The sequence below is a fragment of the Arsenicicoccus sp. oral taxon 190 genome, assembly GCF_001189535.1.
GTDB lineage: Bacteria > Actinomycetota > Actinomycetes > Actinomycetales > Dermatophilaceae > Arsenicicoccus.
In genome coordinates this window covers 1,139,520-1,155,948 of record NZ_CP012070.1, presented here as the reverse complement: position 1 = coordinate 1,155,948, position 16,429 = coordinate 1,139,520, and the positions used below count along the sequence as shown (strand labels likewise).

The window sequence follows — 16,429 nt, the reverse complement described above, 5'->3', positions numbered from 1 at the left end:
GGTCAGCCCTTGCCGCCGGTGAAGTCGCCGTAGTCCTTCTGCAGCTTGTCCAGCGTCTGCTCCGGGGTCGCCTTCTTGGCGAGCAGGTCCTGCAGCGCCGCCCCGATGGTGTCGCTCATGGTCGGGGTCGCCCAGTCGAGGTAGGGCAGCAGCCCGTCCGAGGACGTGGTGGTCGCGAACGCCGTGAAGACCTGCTGGCCGAGGGGGTTCGGGGCCTTCTGCTGCGCGGTGTCGACCACCGGGAGGTTCTCGGTCTCGGCGATCACCTTCATCGCGTCGGGGCTGGTGATGAAGTTGATGAACGCCGCTGCGGCGTCAGGGTTCTTGGCCTTGCTGGTGATCGCGAAGGGCTGCCCGGACGCGCCGGTGGTGTAGGTCTTGTCGCCGGCCTTCGCGGGCGGCGGGAGCATGAAGGACACCTTGTCGCCCATCGCCTTGGAGATGTCGGCCTGCAGCCAGGTCCCGGCGATCAGGTAGGTGCCCTGCCCCTTGGTGAAGGCCTGCCACGCCGGGTCGTAGCCCTGGCCGTTGAAGCCCTGGTTGAAGTAGCCCTTGTCGACCCACTCCACGAGCTTGCCGGCGGCCTGCTTGTTGCCCTCGGAGGTGTAGGACGCCCCCGGGTTGCCGAAGCCGAGCTTGCGGATCTCGTCGGGCTTGGCGTACTGCCCCTGCAGCACCCCGAAGACGTGCACCGCCGGCCACTTGTCGAGGTTGCCGAGCATCAGCGGCACCTCACCCTTGGCCTTCAGCGCCGCGAGCGAGGACTCGAAGGACGCCCAGTCCGTCGGCGGCTGCAGCCCGGCCTTGGCGAGCTTGTCCTTGTTGACGTAGACCCCGACGACCTCGCCGACCTGCGGCAGGCCGTAGAGGTTGCCGGACCCGAAGGTCTTGCCGTCGGGCGAGTAGGACACCACCGACCGCAGCGACTGGCTGTAGCGCTTGTCCCACCCGTAGGACTTCATCCACGGGTCGAGCGGCACCAGCTGCCCGGCCTTGACGAACTGCCCCATCTGGGAGCGGGTGTTGTTGGCCTGCACGATGTCGGGCGCGTCGTTGCCGGTCAGCGCCAGCCGCAGCGTCTTGACCAGGTCGTCGAAGGAGCGCGAGACCCGCTTGATCTTGATGTTGGGGTACTTCTCCTGGAAGCTCGCGATGTTCTTGGTGAGCTGGGCGTTGCCGCCGCCGCGGACCTCCTGGTCCCACAGCGTCAGGGTCACGTCGCCGAGCTGGGCGGCGTCGGTCTTGACCGATCGGTCCGTCGCGGAGGCCGAGGAGCCACCCGAGGAGGACGACCCGGGCGCGCAGGCGGCCAGGCCCATCCCGACGACCACGACGAGCGCGGGGACTGCTGTGCGGTTCATGTTGACTCCTTTGCGGGCGGCGGCGGTCACACGTCGGACCGTCGAGCGATCGTGGCGGCTGCGCGGCGCACCGCCCCTGGGGGCACCTCGGGGACCAGGTCGTCGAGGAACTCGTAGCGTCGCAGCACCGCGCGGTGCAGGGCCGTCGGCGCGCTGGACCTGCGCTGCAGCTGCCACCAGTCGGCGATGTCGCCCCACCCGGGGGCGGCGAGGGACCCGCCGAACTGCTGCACCGCGAGCGCCGAGCACAGCGCCCCGAAGGACAGCCGGTGCTCGAGCGGCCACCCGGCGAGCGTGCCGAGGGACAGCGCGGCGCAGAAGACGTCGCCGGCGCCGGTCGGGTCGATCGAGTCGACGCGCAGCGCGGGCACGGTGGCCTCCTCGCCGGTCGAGCTGTCGACCGCGAGGGCGCCGTGGGAGCCGTTGGTCACCACCGCGAGCGGCACCCGGTCCGCGAGGGCATAGAGCGCGTCGTATGCCGTGTCGGTGCGGGTGTAGGCCATCGCCTCGACGGCGTTGGGGGTGAAGGCGTGGCAGTGGGCCAGCGGCTCGAGGACCTGCGGGTCCCAGCGACCGGTCCCGTCGAAGCCGACGTCGGCGAAGAGCAGCGACCCCTGGTCGTGGGCCGCGTCGATCCACGCCAGCTCCTCGCTCTGGTCGCTGGGCACGAGGTCGAAGAGGACGGCGCGGCTGCGCGGCGGGGTGCCGATGAGCGCGGAGGCGGAGACGGGGGACTCGTGGCCGTGGGTGATCATGCGCCGGTCGCCCTCGTGGGAGATGGAGACGGTGACCGGGGAGTGCCAGTGCTCGAACCGGCGGGAGCAGGACAGGTCGATGCCCTCCTGCTCGGCCAGGGTCCGCCAGCAGAAGTCGCCGTAGTCGTCGTCGCCGAAGGCCGCCGCCAGCGAGGTCCGCAGGCCGAGCCGGGCGGTCGCGACCGCGAGGTTGGCGACCCCGCCGGGGCACGAGCCCATCCCGTCGGCCCAGATCTCCTCGCCCCCGGAGGGGATGCGGGTGAGCCCGCTGAAGATGATGTCGAGGAAGACCATGCCGTGCAGCATCACGTCGACCTCGGGGTCGCCCGGACGGCGCAGCCCTGCCAGCGGGTCGAACGTTGTCGGAGTCACCGAGAGCCTTCCTCACCTCGTCGTGATGCAGTCATGATCGTCCCGTACGTCACGAAGCGCAAGCAATAACGCTCATGCAACGATCATGATTGCGTGGCCTTGAGCGTTTGTGATTGCTAGGCTGAGCATCGTGAAGCCCATGCGTCAGGCCGCGGTGCTCGCCCACCTGCGCGCCCACGGGTTGACCAGCGTCGACGACCTCGCGGCCCGGCTCGGCGCCAGCCACGCCACGATCCGCCGCGACCTGCACGAGCTCGAGTGCGCCGGCCAGGTGCTGCGGGTCCACGGCGGCGCTAGCCTGCCCCCCGACGTCGACAGCGACGAGCCGGTCCCCTTCGAGCGGGTGGCCACCCACGAGCAGCGGCACAAGGAGGCCATCGCCGCCCGCGCCGCACGTCTCGTCGTCGACGGTGACGTGGTCCTGCTCGACATCGGCACCACCACGATGCTGCTGGCCCGCGAGCTGCGCGGCCGCCACATCACCGTCGTCACCTCGAGCCTCGCGGTGCTCGACGAGCTCCGCCACGACCGCCACGTCGAGCTGATCCTGCTCGGCGGCATCGTGCGCCGCACCTACCACTCCCTCGTCGGCGTGCTCACCGAGGACACGCTGCGGCAGGTGCGCGTCACCCGCGCCTTCCTCGGGACCAGCGGCATCACCGCCGCCGGCGACGTCCTGGACACGACCCTCGTGGAGGTCCCGGTCAAGCGCGCCATGATCGCGAGCGCCGAGCACGTCGTGCTGCTCGCCGACCACACCAAGCTCCCCGGCCACGGCACGCTGCGGGTGTGCGGGGCGGGCGACATACGGACCCTCGTCACCGACGACAGGGCCGACCCACAGATCTGCTCCGCGCTCGCGGAGCTGGGCACGGAGGTGATCACGGCATGAGGCTGACCATCCTGGGCGGTGGGGGATTCCGGGTCCCCCTGGTCTACGGCGCGCTGCTGGGCGACACCCACGAGCAGCGCGTCGACGAGCTGGTGCTGCACGACGTCGACGAGCGTCGGCTCGGCGTGATCGACCACGTCCTGCGGCAGATGGCCGCCGGCCACCCGGGGGCGCCCCGCGTCAGCGCCACCACCGTGCTCGACGAGGCGCTGGACGGGACCGACTTCGTCTTCTCCGCGATCCGGGTCGGCGGGCTCGAGGGCCGCACCTGCGACGAGCGTGTCGCCCTCGACCTCGGCGTGCTCGGGCAGGAGACGACCGGGCCCGGAGGCCTGGCCTACGGCCTGCGGACGCTGCCCGTCGCGCTCGACATCGCCCGCCGCGTCGCCCGGCTGGCGCCCGAGGCGTGGTTCATCAACTTCACCAACCCGGCCGGGATGATCACCCAGGCCATGCAGACCGTCCTCGGCGACCGCGTCATGGGGATCTGCGACTCGCCCCTCGGCCTCGGGCGCCGCGCGGCCCACGCGCTCGGGCTGCACCTGGACGCAACGCGATTCGGCTACTCGGGGCTGAATCACCTTGGCTGGCTGCAGACCCTGGTGGCCGATGGCCGAGATCACTTGCCGGAGCTGCTCGCTCGCCCCGACCTGCTGCTGACCACCGAGGAGGGACGCCTCTTCGGCCCCGAGTGGCTGCAGACCATCGGCGCCATCCCCAACGAGTACCTCTACTACTACTACTTCACCCGCGAGGCGATCGCCGGGATCCGTGGGTCCGCCGAGACCCGCGGCGAGTACCTCCTGCGCTCGCAGGCCGACTTCTACCGCGCCGTGGGCGACGCGCCCGAGCGGGCGCACGACCTGTGGGTGCAGACCCGGCGGGCGCGGGACGAGACCTACATGGCCGAGGCGCGCTCCGAGGGTGAGGAGCGCGACGCCGCGGACGTCGCGGGCGGCGGCTACGAGGGTGTGGCGCTCGCGCTGATGGCGGCGATCGCGCGCAACGAGCGCGCGTCCATGCTGCTCAACGTGCGCAACGGCAGCGCCGTGCCGGGGCTGGCCGCCGACGCCGTCGTCGAGGTGCCGTGCGTGGTCGACGCGACCGGGCCGCAGCCGCTGTCGGCCGTGCCCCTCACCGGGCACCCGCTCGGGCTCGTCCAGCAGGTCAAGGCCGTCGAGACGCTGACGATCCGCGCCGCGCAGGAAGGGTCCGAGCGGCTCGCCCTGGAGGCCCTGGCGCTGCACCCGCTGGTCGACTCGGTGACCACGGCACGGCTGCTGCTGACCGGCTACCGGGAGCGGATCCCCGCGCTGGACGCCGTGTTCCGCTGACCCTCCCCTTCCCTCCCCCGCCCTCTCCCCCTTCCTCTCCCGAGATCGTGGTCGGTCTGGGCGCCTGGGCGACCAAAAGGGTCCACGTTGGCGGGAGAGGTGGTCCCGTCGGCGGGAGGGCGGGGAATGGTGGGTGAGCTGCGGATCAGGTCGTGCTGCGTATGACGAGCCGCGGGGCCACCACCACCGGCGCCCCACCGGCCGGCGCACCCTCCGCCCGGGTCGTCGCCAGCCGCAACGCCTCCTGCGCGAGCCGGCGTGGCTCCTGCGACACGGTCGTGAGGTCCACCGTGGCGAGCGAGGCAAGGCGCGAGTCGTCGTAGCCCACCACGCTGACCTCCTGCGGCACCCGGACGCCCTCGGCACGCAGGGTCAGCAGCACCCCCGTCGCCACCATGTCGTTGTGCGCGACCACGGCGGTCGGGCGGTCCGCCGGGGCCCGGGCCAGCAGCTGCTCGGCGGCCCGCACACCGGACTCCTCGCTCGGGTAGCCGGCGATGACGTCGGTCGCCAGCCCGTGGGCCCGCGCCGCGTCCAGGTAGCCGCGCCGCCGCGCCTCGCTCATCACCGCGTCACCGCCGTCGACGAAGCAGACCCGCTCGTGGCCGAGCCGCACGAGGTGGTCGACGACGAGCCGCATGCCGAGGTGGTCGTCGGCCCGCACCGTGTCCACGCCGGCCGCCTCGAGGTCCGACCCGACGACCACGGTCGGCAGCCGCTCCCCCAGCGCGGCCAGCTCGGCGCCGGTCAGCTGCGGGCTGATCAGCACGATCGCGTCGCACCGGTCGTGGCGCAGGCTCTCGATCGCGTCGGTGACCGACCGGGCCGCCGTGGTCCCGCTGAGCACCAGGTCGTAGCGGGTGGGCGCGACGGCGGCATACAGCTCCTCGACCAGGGTTGCGTGGAAGGTCTGGTGCAGCCAGAAGGTCACGCCGACCAGGTGCGAGCGGTGCTCGCGCAGCCCCTGGGCGCGACGGTCGGGGCGGTAGCCCAGCCGCGCGGCGGCCTCCTGCACCACCTCGCGGCTGCGGGCCGACACCCCGGGGTCGCCGCGCAGCGCCACCGACACCGACGAGACCGACAGCCCCGTCTCGCGGGCGAGGTCGCGGATGGTGACCCGGGCGGGCGGCATACGGCTCTCCTCTCGCCCGGGTCACTCTCGGATCGGGCGTTGACAGCGTAACCGGAACGTTCTAGTTTCGATGCACCGGAACGTTCCGGCTCAGGCGTCACGATGCGAGGAGGCATCCCATGAGCGACCCCACCACGCCGCTGTCCGTCGCCGTCATCGGCGCGGGTATGGCGGGCCGTAGCCACGCCAACGGGTGGCGCATGGCCACCACGGTGTTCGACCTGGAGGGGCTGCCCCCGGTGCGGCTCGCCGCCGTCGCCGACGTCAACCTCCCGCTGGCCGAGGACTGCGCGCGGCGCTACGGCTACGAGCGGGCCGTCGGCAGCTGGCAGGAGATCGTCGACGACCCCACCATCGACGTCGTCTCGGTCGTCGTCGGCAACGACCTGCACCGGCCCATCGCGGAGGCGCTGGTGCGCGCCGGCAAGCACGTCTTCTGCGAGAAGCCGCTCGCCGGCACCCTCGAGGACGGGCGCGCGATGGCCGAGCTCGAGCAGGGCGCCGCCCGCGAGGCCGGGGTCGTGACCGGGGTCGGTTTCACCTATCGCCGCAACCCCGCGATGGCCCGCGTCGCCCAGCACGTCGCCGACGGCGACCTCGGCCCGCTGTCGCTGGTGGAGGGCCGCTACGACTGCGACTACGCGTGCGACCCGCGCGGGCCGCTGACCTGGCGCTTCACCGGGCCGCTGGGGAGCGGGGCGCTCGCCGACGTCGGGGCGCACCTCATCGACCTCGCCGAGCTTGTCTGCGGACCCATCGAGTCCGTCGCCGGCGGCCAGCTGACGACCCTGATCGGCGAGCGGCCGAAGCCGACGGGATTCGTCGTCGGGCACCGCGCCGCGCCCGTGTCCGACGAGACCGGGCCGGTGACCAACGAGGACACGGCGACCTTCACGGCGCGGTTCGCCGGCGGGGCGGCTGCGACCTTCGCCTGCTCCCGCACGGCCTTCGGGATGCCCAACGGGCTGCGGCTCGAGGTCTACGGCCTGCAGGGACGCGCGGCCGTCGACTGGCACCGCCCGGCCGAGTACACCTTCGACGACGAGCAGCCCACCCGCGCCACCCGCGGCGCCCGGCAGATCATCGCCGGGCCCGACCTGCCCTACTTCGCCGGCGGCTACCCGATGCAGGCGGCCGGCAACGGCGGCGGCAACGCCGAGATGTTCGCCTACGAGTGCCGCGCCTTCCTCGACCAGGTCGCGGGGATCGACGGCGGCACGCCGCCCAACGCGTCCTTCACCGACGCCTACCGCACGATGCTCGTCGTCGACGCCGTCGTGCGCTCCCACGAGTCGGGCGGCGCCGCCGTCGCCCTCCCCACCCCCGGAAGCGAGCTCTGACATGAAGTTCGGCGCCTACACCGCCTGCCTGGCCGACCGGTCCGTCCCCGAGATGCTCGACACGCTGCGCGACCTCGGGCTGACCTCGGTGGAGGTCAATTCGGGCGGATTCATCCCCACCCCGCACCTGCCCGTCGACGGGCTGCTCTCCTCCGCGTCGGCCCGCGACGACTACCTCGGGCTGTATGCCGAGCGCGGCATGGAGCTGACCGCCCTCAACTGCAACGGCAACCCGTTGTCCCCCAACGCCTCCGACGGGCCCAAGCACGCGTCGGACGTGCGCCGGTCGATCGAGCTGGCCGCGCTGCTCGGGGTCCGGCACGTCATCACGATGTCCGGGCTGCCCGGCGCGGAGCCCGGCGCGACCCTGCCGACCTGGGTCGTCAACGCCTGGCACGGTCAGGACCAGGAGATCCTCGCCCACCAGTGGCCGATCGCGGTGAGCTTCTGGCGCGAGATGGACGCCTACGCCCGCGACCACGACGTCCGCGTCGCGCTCGAGCTGCACCCGCGCAACCTGGTCTTCAACACCACGACCTATCAGCGCCTGCTGGAGGAGACCGGCGCCACCAACATCGGTGTGGAGATGGACACCTCGCACCTCATGTGGCAGCAGATGGACGTGCCGACGGTCATCCGCACGCTCGGCGACCGCATCTTCTTCGCCGCCGCCAAGGACATCCAGATCTGCGACGGCGTGCGGACCAAGGGCGTCCTGGACGTCGACTTCACCCCCGTCCCCGCCGACGCGGACGGCCGGGTGCCGGTGGGCTACCACCACTGGTGCGCCTCGTGGCCGCAGGACCCGGCGTGGCGGTTCGTGGCCGTCGGGGCCGGGCACGGCGTCGACTACTGGGTCGAGGTGCTGCGGGCGCTGCGCGAGGTCGACGAGGACATGGTGATCAACATCGAGCACGAGGACGCCGCCATGTCGACCATGGACGGGCTGCGTATGGCGGCCACCGCCCTCCTCGACGCCGCCGCCCGCCTCTGACCACCGCCTCCATCCCCGCGATCGTGGACGCCCTGGGCGCCCTGGGAACCACAACCGACCACGATCGCAGGGGGGTGGGGCCGCGGTCGCGGTCACGGTCAGGGTCACAGGAGGGTCAGCTGCAGCGCGCTCAGCGCGACGCAGGCCGTCACGACCCGCGCGAACCACACCTGGTCGATGCGCGCCACCACCCGCCGCCCCACCCACGCGCCCAGCAGCACGACGGGCGCGAGCAGCGGCAGCAGCACCAGGCCCCGCGCGGTGACCAGCCCCAGCCCCACCATGAACGGCAGCTTGACCACGTTGACGGCGACGAAGAACCAGGCGGTCGTGCCGAGGAAGGTCCACTTCTCGTAGCTCTCGCGCAGGAGATACAGATTCATGGCCGGTCCGCCGGCGTTGGCCACCATGGTCGTGAAGCCGGCGAGCGCTCCATACGCCCGGCCGCTGGCACGAGAACCTGTGCCCGACAACGGTCGTCGCGCGGCGGCCAGCTGGATCCCCAGCAGCACCAGCAGGATCGCCCCGATCGTGCGACGCAGCACCCGGTCGTCGACGAGCGCGAGGAAACCCACCCCGAGACCGACGCCCACGAGGACGGGCAGCACGAGCCGCACCAGCAGACCTCGATCGACCGTATGCCGGTAGGCCCACGTCGCGACCATGTCACCGACCAGCAGGAGCAGCAGCAGCGTCCCGGTGGACTCCTTGGCGGGCAGCGCCATCGCGAAGAGGCCGACCGCCACCATCGCGGCGCCCCCGATCGCCGTCTTGGAGAAGCCGACGACCAGGGCGCCCCCCACGAGCAAGGACCAGGCGAGGAGGCTGAGCTGCGGCATACGGCCTCCTCAGAGGTGGTGGCGCTGGGCCTTCTTCTCCTCGGCGTACTCGGCGTGGGCCCGCTGCGTAGACTCGAGCTCGGACACCTCCGACACCGGCACGTCCCACCAGGCGTGGCCGGGGGGGTTGGGGCCGGTCAGGTCCGTCTCGATGTAGAGGACCGTCGGGCGGTCGGACGCCGCCGCCGTCGCGTAGTGGGCGCGGAACTCCTCGATCCCGGTGCAGCGCAGCACGTCCGCGCCCCAGGAGGCGGCGTTGGCGGCGAGGTCGAAGGGGACGTTCGCACCATCGAGGCGCCCCGACTCGGGGTTGCGCATGCGGTACCTCGTGCCGAAGCGCTGCGACCCGCGGGACTCCGAGAGCGCCCCGATCGAGGCGAAGCCGTGGTTCTGCAGGAGGACGACGATGACCTTGAGCCCCTCGGACACGATGGTCGCGAGCTCCATCGGCATCATCTGGTAGGTCCCGTCGCCGACGATCGCCACCACCTGACGGTCCTCGTGGCCGTCGCTGTCGAGCGCGAGCCGCACGCCCATCGCGGCGGGGATCTCGTAGCCCATGCAGGAGTAGGCGTACTCCAGGTGGTACTGCTCGGGGGTGCGCGCACGCCACAGGGCCTGCAGGTCACCGGGCATCGAGCCGGCGGCGTTGATGACGACGTCCCGGTCGCCCATCAGCTCGTTGAGCGCGCCGAAGACCTCGGTCTGCGCGGGGAGCGGCTGGTGGTCGCGGTGGTAGCACTCGTCGATCACCCGGTCCCACTCGGCCCACAGGTCGGCGGCGCGCTGCTGGTATGCCGCCCCCGTGGTCCAGCCCTCGAGCGCCCCCTGGAGCGCGGTCAGCGCCTCGCGGGCGTCGGCCACGACCATCGTCGCGCTGTGCTTGGCGGCGTCGAAGGGCAAGACGTTGACGTTGACGAATCGCACGTCAGGAGAGGCGAATACGGTGTGCGAAGCCGTCGTGAAGTCGCTGTAGCGCGTCCCCACCCCGATCACCAGGTCGGCCTCACGCGCGAGAGTGTTGGCGGCACTGTTTCCCGTGGAACCAACCCCGCCGACCGACAACGGGTGGTCCCAGTTGATGGCGCCCTTGCCGGCCTGGGTGTCGGCGACGGGGATGCCGGTCGCGGTGGCGAAGGCCCGCAGCGCCTCGCTCGCCCCGCTGTAGATCACGCCGCCGCCCGCGACGAGCAGCGGCCGCTCGGCGGACTTGATAGCCGCGACGGCGCGCTGCAGCGCGGCCGGCTCGGGCACGGGGCGCGCGACGTGCCACACCCGCTTGGCGAAGAGCTCGGTGGGCCAGTCGAAGGCCTCGGCCTGCACGTCCTGCGGCAGGCAGATCGTGACGGCACCGGTCTCGGCGGGGTCGGTGAGCACCCGCATCGCAGCGAGCAGGCTGGGGATCAGCTGCTCGGGCCGGTTGATCCGATCCCAGAACCTGCTGACCGGCTTGAACGCGTCATTGACGGAGACGTCCAGGCTGCGCGGGTCCTCGAGCTGCTGCAGCACCGGGTCGGGGTAGCGCGTCGCGAACTGGTCGGACGGCAGCAGCAGCACCGGCAGCCGGTTGGTGGTGGCCAGCGCTGCGCCGGTCACCATGTTGGTGGCGCCCGGCCCGATGGAGGTCGTGACCGCCAGGGTCTGCAGGCGGTCCTTGGTCTTGGCGTAGGCCGAGGCCGCGTGGACGGCACCCTGCTCGTTGCGGGCCAGGTAGTAGGGCAGGTGCTGGGCCGCGCCGTCGGTGTCCCCCTCGTCGCCCGCAGACCCGTCGGCGTCGGCTGAGACCTGATCCTGCAGCAGCGCCTGCCCCACCCCTGCCACGTTGCCGTGGCCGAAGATGCCGAAGCAGCCGGCGATCAGCCGCTGCTCGTGGCCGTCCCGCTCGGACCACTGGTTGGCCAGGAAGCGCACCACCGCCTGGGCGACGGTGAGCCGCACGGTGGGCGCTGCGGCATACGGGTAGGTCGAGGTCATCGTCGTCCTCCTCGGTGTGGTCGCGTCAGGGTGCCGGGACGAGGATGTCACGCACGACCTGGTCGAGCTCCTCGTCGGCGGCGAGGAACTGGCGCAGCGTCTTGCGGGTCGCGCCGAAGGAGTCGAACTCCTCCGGGGTCATCCCGTCGACGTCGTAGGCGCGGCGGAACTCCGGCACCTTGGCGTAGAGCTCGTCGACGATCGCCTGGTCGACCGGGGCGCTCATGCGCTCCGGCAGCTCGGCCCCAGAGTCGACGATCTTCTGCTGCCACGCGAAGGGCGGCGAGATCACGATGTCGCCGCCGACGAGCTCCGACAGCTGCCGGGTGTTGCGGAAGGCCGCCGACAGCAGCCGGGCGCGCAGGCCGCGCTCCTGGAAGATGCCGTAGGCCTTCTTGAACGCCGCGATCCCGGCCCACTCGAGGTGCTCGGGGTCGATGTCGATGCCCTCGGCCTTCACGGAGTCCTTGAGCCAGTCGTCGAGGCGACCGCACATGATGGTGACGACCGGGGCCATGCCCTCGACGCTGCGACCCTCGGCCTCGCGCCGCCTCAGCCCCCGCTCGATGGCCTCGCCGGCGGCGACGGCCTGCGGGACCGTGAAGGAGACCGTCACGTTGATGTTGACCCCGCGATAGGTCGCCTCCTCGATCGCCTCGATGCCGCGGCGGGTGGCGGGGATCTTGACGATGATGTTGTCGGCGAGCCCGTTGAAGTGCTCCGCCTGGTCCGCGAGCTTGGCCGCGCTGCGGGCGAGGCGCGGATCCGTCTGCATCGAGAGGCGGCCGTTGCGCCCGGCATACCTCTCGAAAGCCGGCTCCAGCAGCTTGGCCGCGTCGATCGACAGCTCCTCCACGACCTTCCACCCGATCTCGGACTCGGTCGCCTCGGGCATCTCCTCGTCCAGCTCGCGGATCCGGGCGCTCCACCGCGGCAGGTCGGCCTTGATGCAGGTGACCGCGATGACGGGGTTGCAGGTGGCCCCCACCGCGCCGTACTCGATGGACTGCTTGAGCTCGACCGGGTCGGCGGAGTCGTTCCACAGGACCGTGGTCGGGTTGCTCTCGACCATGGCGTTGAGGTTGGTGGTCATGCTGTGCCTCCAGAGCACGTCGGCGTGCGCGGACGGGGGTTCCGGACCATTCAAGTCCCGGCGACACAACCCTGTCAACCTAATGTCCTGACAATTAGACATGTGCATGTTCGGGGCTCGTGACGGGGATGCGGTCCGCTAGATTGCCCTGGTGCCGACCGCGTTGCCCGTGAGTCTGGACCGGGCCTCCTCGGTCCCGCTCTACGACCAGCTCGCCGCCCAGCTCCGGGCGGCCATCGACGACGGCGTGCTGCGGCCCGGCGACCCCTTCGAGAACGAGCTGTCGCTCGCCGCGCGGCTGCACGTGTCGCGCCCCACGGTCCGCAAGGCGATCGCCCAGCTCGCGGCCGACGGGCTCCTGGTGCGTCACCGCGGCATCGGCACCCGCGTCGCCTCTCCCGTCGTGCACCAGCGCGACGACCTCACCCCCCTGTATGCCGAGCTCGACCGCACCGGCCGCCGACCCACCACGCACGTGGCGCGGCTGACCCCGGCGCGCCGCAACACGGTCGCGGCCACGGCGCTCGGGCTGGACCCCCGCACCCCGCTGGTCTACCTCGAGCGGGTGCGCTGGTCCGACGGCCGCCCGCTCGTGGTGCTGCGCTCCTGGCTGCCGCCCCAGCTGGCGACGCTCACGGCGTCGGAGCTGACCGAGCGGGGCCTCTACGCCCTCCTCGCCGAGCGGGGCGTCGTCCCGGACCGCGCCCGGCAGCGGCTCGGCGCCCGCCTGGCCACCCTCACCGAGCGCCGGCAGCTCCAGCTGACCCGCGCCGACGCCGTGCTCACGGTGCTGTGGCAGTCCTACGCCGCCGACGGCTCCGCCATCGAGTACGGCGACCACGCCTACCGCGGCGACCAGTACGTCGTCGACAACACCCTCACCTGGTAGCCCACGGCGGACACGCCGCAGGCCCGGCGCCCTGCCCCGTCGAGGGAAGGCGCCGGGCCTGTCGGCATACGGCTCGTGAGACCAGCCTGGTCGGTCCCTCGACCTGGGGTGCTGACCCAGGCGAGTGTGCCGACCTCAGGTCGTCACTTGGCGGCGACGACGTCCAGCTTGACGGTCGCGGAGATCTCCGGGTGGAGCCGGACCGTGGCGGTGTGAGCGCCGAGGGAGCGGATCGAGCCCTGGACCTCGAGGGTGCGACGGTCGACCTGGGGGCCACCGGCGGAGACGATCGCGTCGACGATCTGGCCGGAGTTGACCGAGCCGTAGAGGCGGCCGCCCTGGCCGGACTTCACCGGCACCTTGTAGGCCTTGACCTCCAGACGCGCCTTGGCGTCCTTGGCCTCCTCGATCGACTTGTGCTCGCGGGCGACGCGAGCCTTCTGGATCGCCTCGACCTGCTTCTGACCACCCTTGGTCCACGGGGTCGCCAGACCGCGCGGCATCAGGTAGTTGCGGGCGTAGCCGTCCTTGACCTCGACGATGTCGCCGGGGGTGCCGAGGCCGGTGACCTCGTTGGTGAGGATGAGCTTCATGTCAGTGCGTCCTTTCCCGGGCTCAGCGAGCAGAGCTCGAGTAGGGCAGCAGCGCGACCTCGCGGGCGTTCTTGACGGCCCGGGCGATCAGACGCTGCTCCTGGACGGAGACACCGGTCACGCGACGCGCGCGGATCTTGCCGCGGTCGGAGATGAACTTGCGCAGCAGCGCGGTGTCCTTGTAGTCGATGTTCTCGATCTTGGCGGCCTTGAGCGGGTTCGCCTTCTTCTTGGGCTTGCGCACAACGGGCTTGGCCATTGTGGGACTCCTTGGGGTGTGCGATGCGTGGCGCCGCGCGTGCGATGACGTGCGGCTTCAAGAGATGAGATGTCGTATGCCGGGCCCTGTGGCCGGCACCGACGCTGCTCGATCAGACCTGAGGTCGGACGGGGCCGGTCAGAACGGCGGCTCGTCGTAGGACGGCGCGCCGCCGCCCCAGCCGCCACCCTGGCCCTGCTGGCCGCCCTGGGCGGAGCCACCACCGGTCGACCACGGGTCGTCCGACTGGCCGGCGTTGCCGCCCCAGCCGCCGCCCTGGCCGCCCTGGCCCTGCTGGCCGCCGAAGCCGCCCTGGCCGCCGCCCTGCTGGCCGCCGAAGCCGCCGCCAGCGCCACCCCGCTGGGTCTTGGTGACCTTGGCGGTGGCGTAGCGCAGCGAGGGACCGACCTCGTCGACCTGCATCTCCATGACGGAGCGCTTCTGGCCGGACTCCTTGTCCTCCCAGGACCGGGAGACGAGGCGGCCGGTGACGACCACGCGCATGCCGCGCTGCAGCGACTCGGCGACGTTCTCCGCCGCCTCGCGCCACACCGAGCACCGCATGAAGAGCGTCTCGCCGTCCTTCCACTCGTTGGACTGACGGTCGAAGGTGCGCGGGGTGGACGCCACGGTGAAGTTGGCGACCGCGGCCCCGGACGGGGTGAACCGCAGCTCAGGATCCTGGGTGAGGTTGCCGATGACGGTCAGCGTGGTCTCTCCGGCCATGGTGTCTCCTCGAGCTAGTCGTCTGTCAGGTGATCTGAGTACGCGAGGCTCAGGCGCCCGGGCGCAGGAGCTTGGTCCGCAGGATGGACTCGTTGAGGCCGAGCTGGCGGTCCAGCTCCTTGGCCGTGGCGGGCTCGGCGGTGAAGTTGACCACCGCGTAGTAGGCCTCGGCGTTCTTCTTGATCTCGTAGGCCAGGCGGCGCTTGCCCCACAGGTCGACGTTGTCGACGGTGCCCTTGTCCTTGGTGATGACGGTGAGGAACTTCTCCAGCGACGGCTGGATGGTGCGCTCCTCGAGAGCGGGGTCGAGGATGATCATCAGCTCGTACTGACGCATGCGTTAACCCACCTCCTCTGGTCTCGGCGGTCACGGTCTCTCCGTGACAGGAGGGTGTGCATGTCGCTCGTGGTCACGACCCGGCACCGGCCGGGTCGTCGCACAAGCCTTCCTAGGCTACACGACCTTGAGCAGGACCCGGTCCGGGGCGCCCGCGGCCACCCCGGCCAGGGGGTCGCGCTCGGGACGGCCGGCGGTCGCGGCCTCCCGGTCCGGCACCTCGTCGCGCGCCCGGCGCGTCACCGACCAGGCGAGCCACGCCCAGGCGGCGAGGCGGGCGACCGCCAGCACGGCGAACCAGCCGGCCGGCAGCCCGCGGTCGGGGTTGGTGCGGGCGGCGATGTGCAGCCACACCCCGACGAAGTAGGCCACCTCCACGCCCGCCCAGGTCAGGTGCTCGCGCCACCGCAGCCCGGTCAGCGCGAGCAGCGGCACCAGCCACAACGACCACTGCAGCGGCAGGGACCGCGCGGTCAGGCCGACGCCGACCAGCAGCAGGAGCAGCACCTCGGCGATGCTGGGGCGGCGGGCGGCGCCGAGCGTGAAGAAGGCCGCCAGCACGATCGTCACCACCCACCCGGCCACGGACAGCAACGTCAGCAGGCCCGTGGGGGCCGCCACGCCGAGGGAGGTGAGGACGTAGGCGAGCGAGCCGTAGCCCGCCTCGCTGGTCGCCCACCCCGTGTAGACGTCCAGCGCCTGCCTCCCCGAGAAGGCCACCACGAGACCGATGACGGCGACGGCGGTGAGGAGCGCCATACCGGCCGTGAGGGCCCAGTCGACCAGGCGACCGGCCCGCAGGCAGACCAGGCCGATCGCCACGACGGCCAGCACGGCCGGGGTGCGGCAGGTGGCCGCCAGACCCAGCAGGATCCCCGCCTCGACGGTGCGCCGCCGGCCCCACGCCACGAGTCCCCCCACCGTGAGGGTGATGGCGAGCAGGTCGAAGCTGACCAGCGCGGTCGTCGCCACGACCGGGCTCAGCGCGAGGTGCGTCACCGACCAGCGGGTCCGGGGCGCGGCGCGGACCAGCAGCGCGACGAGCAGCACCAGCAGCACCGTCAGCAGCCCGGCCCACGCGCCGAAGTAGACCTGGGCGGCGTGCAGCGTGCGCGACTGGCCGGCATCGCCCGGGACCAGCACCGACACCAGCCACATGGCCAGGCCGGTGCCGGCCGGCTGGCCGACGCCCGAGCCGTGGCCGTAGGCGAAGCCGCCGTCCGCGAGGCCCGAGCCCTGGTAGACCACCGGGATGTCGGAGTAGCAGGCGTGCCAGAACTGGTCGCCGGCCTTCCAGCCCTGGGACAGGCAGTGGCCCCGCAGCAGCACCGACAGGGCCATGACGACCGTGGCGGCGCAGGACAGCACCACCAGGGCCGGACGGATGCCCTGCCGCCCGATCGCGGCGTAGCGACCCAGCGGGCCGCCCATCCACTCGCTGGTCGCCCGAGCCACCGGGTCCTCGCGCGTCGGAGCGATGGTGCGCGTCGGGTCGCTCGGGTGCATGGGCCCATCATGCCCGGTGGCCACGGGTGGGCG

16 protein-coding genes are annotated in these 16,429 nt (G+C 72.0%); 5 read left to right on the top strand and 11 right to left on the bottom strand.

Annotation, left to right across the window (positions count from 1 at the left end; translation table 11 throughout):
• Positions 1-2 precede the first annotated feature (2 nt).
• A complete protein-coding gene (locus ADJ73_RS05440; protein ID WP_050347413.1) occupies positions 3-1,361 on the bottom strand; it encodes an extracellular solute-binding protein in 1,359 nt (452 codons plus the stop codon).
• A 26-nt stretch (positions 1,362-1,387) separates the two neighbouring features.
• Entirely contained in the window at positions 1,388-2,488 is a 1,101-nt protein-coding gene (locus ADJ73_RS05435; RefSeq protein WP_050347412.1) for a carbohydrate kinase family protein, read from the bottom strand.
• Positions 2,489-2,627: 139 nt separating this feature from the next.
• On the opposite strand from ADJ73_RS05435, the gene ADJ73_RS05430 reads away from it, so the two are divergent.
• Together ADJ73_RS05430 and ADJ73_RS05425 are read left to right on the top strand one after the other, a co-directional pair.
• Entirely contained in the window at positions 2,628-3,380 is a 753-nt protein-coding gene (locus ADJ73_RS05430; protein WP_050347411.1) for a DeoR/GlpR family DNA-binding transcription regulator, read from the top strand.
• Positions 3,377-4,714 (top strand): 6-phospho-beta-glucosidase, encoded by a 1,338-nt coding sequence (locus tag ADJ73_RS05425; protein ID WP_050347410.1) that lies wholly within the window; start codon positions 3,377-3,379, stop codon positions 4,712-4,714. Before ADJ73_RS05430 ends, ADJ73_RS05425 begins: the two co-directional genes overlap by 4 nt.
• A 145-nt stretch (positions 4,715-4,859) precedes the next feature.
• Here ADJ73_RS05425 and ADJ73_RS05420 read toward each other — a convergent pair whose 3' ends face one another.
• Positions 4,860-5,846: a LacI family DNA-binding transcriptional regulator gene (locus tag ADJ73_RS05420; protein WP_050347409.1), complete on the bottom strand. Its 987-nt coding sequence runs from the start codon at positions 5,844-5,846 to the stop codon at positions 4,860-4,862.
• Positions 5,847-5,965: 119 nt separating this feature from the next.
• On the opposite strand from ADJ73_RS05420, the gene ADJ73_RS05415 reads away from it, so the two are divergent.
• A complete protein-coding gene (locus ADJ73_RS05415) occupies positions 5,966-7,186 on the top strand; it encodes a Gfo/Idh/MocA family protein (RefSeq protein WP_050347408.1) in 1,221 nt (406 codons plus the stop codon).
• Position 7,187: 1 nt separating this feature from the next.
• Complete coding sequence (locus ADJ73_RS05410; protein WP_050347407.1) at positions 7,188-8,180, top strand: sugar phosphate isomerase/epimerase family protein; 993 nt, start codon at positions 7,188-7,190, stop codon at positions 8,178-8,180.
• 104 nt (positions 8,181-8,284) lie between these two features.
• On the opposite strand, the gene ADJ73_RS05405 is transcribed toward ADJ73_RS05410, so the two are convergent.
• The 3 genes from ADJ73_RS05405 to ADJ73_RS05395 are packed head-to-tail and all read right to left on the bottom strand — an operon-like array spanning position 8,285 to position 12,086.
• A complete protein-coding gene (locus ADJ73_RS05405) occupies positions 8,285-9,019 on the bottom strand; it encodes a sulfite exporter TauE/SafE family protein (RefSeq protein ID WP_050347406.1) in 735 nt (244 codons plus the stop codon).
• A 9-nt stretch (positions 9,020-9,028) separates the two neighbouring features.
• Positions 9,029-10,993, bottom strand: coding sequence for a 3D-(3,5/4)-trihydroxycyclohexane-1,2-dione acylhydrolase (decyclizing) (gene iolD, locus ADJ73_RS05400; RefSeq protein ID WP_050347405.1), 1,965 nt, complete (start codon positions 10,991-10,993; stop codon positions 9,029-9,031).
• A gap of 25 nt (positions 10,994-11,018) precedes the next feature.
• Entirely contained in the window at positions 11,019-12,086 is a 1,068-nt protein-coding gene (locus tag ADJ73_RS05395; protein ID WP_050347404.1) for a transaldolase family protein, read from the bottom strand.
• A 151-nt stretch (positions 12,087-12,237) separates the two neighbouring features.
• On the opposite strand from ADJ73_RS05395, the gene ADJ73_RS05390 reads away from it, so the two are divergent.
• Positions 12,238-12,975, top strand: a complete 738-nt coding sequence (locus ADJ73_RS05390) for a GntR family transcriptional regulator (RefSeq protein ID WP_050347403.1) — start codon at positions 12,238-12,240, stop codon at positions 12,973-12,975.
• 143 nt (positions 12,976-13,118) lie between these two features.
• On the opposite strand, the gene rplI is transcribed toward ADJ73_RS05390, so the two are convergent.
• The 5 genes from rplI to ADJ73_RS05365 form a co-directional block, all read right to left on the bottom strand.
• On the bottom strand, positions 13,119-13,568 hold the full coding sequence (rplI, locus tag ADJ73_RS05385; RefSeq protein WP_050347402.1) for a 50S ribosomal protein L9: 450 nt from the start codon (positions 13,566-13,568) through the stop codon (positions 13,119-13,121).
• 22 nt (positions 13,569-13,590) lie between these two features.
• Entirely contained in the window at positions 13,591-13,827 is a 237-nt protein-coding gene (gene rpsR, locus ADJ73_RS05380) for a 30S ribosomal protein S18 (RefSeq protein WP_050347401.1), read from the bottom strand.
• A gap of 138 nt (positions 13,828-13,965) precedes the next feature.
• A complete protein-coding gene (locus tag ADJ73_RS05375) occupies positions 13,966-14,553 on the bottom strand; it encodes a single-stranded DNA-binding protein (RefSeq protein WP_050347400.1) in 588 nt (195 codons plus the stop codon).
• Between the two features lie 49 nt (positions 14,554-14,602).
• Positions 14,603-14,890: a 30S ribosomal protein S6 gene (gene rpsF, locus ADJ73_RS05370; protein WP_050347399.1), complete on the bottom strand. Its 288-nt coding sequence runs from the start codon at positions 14,888-14,890 to the stop codon at positions 14,603-14,605.
• A 117-nt stretch (positions 14,891-15,007) separates the two neighbouring features.
• Positions 15,008-16,396 carry a glycosyltransferase family 87 protein gene (locus ADJ73_RS05365; protein ID WP_050347398.1) on the bottom strand — a complete coding sequence of 463 codons (1,389 nt, stop codon included), beginning with the start codon at positions 16,394-16,396 and terminating at the stop codon, positions 15,008-15,010.
• Positions 16,397-16,429 lie beyond the last annotated feature (33 nt).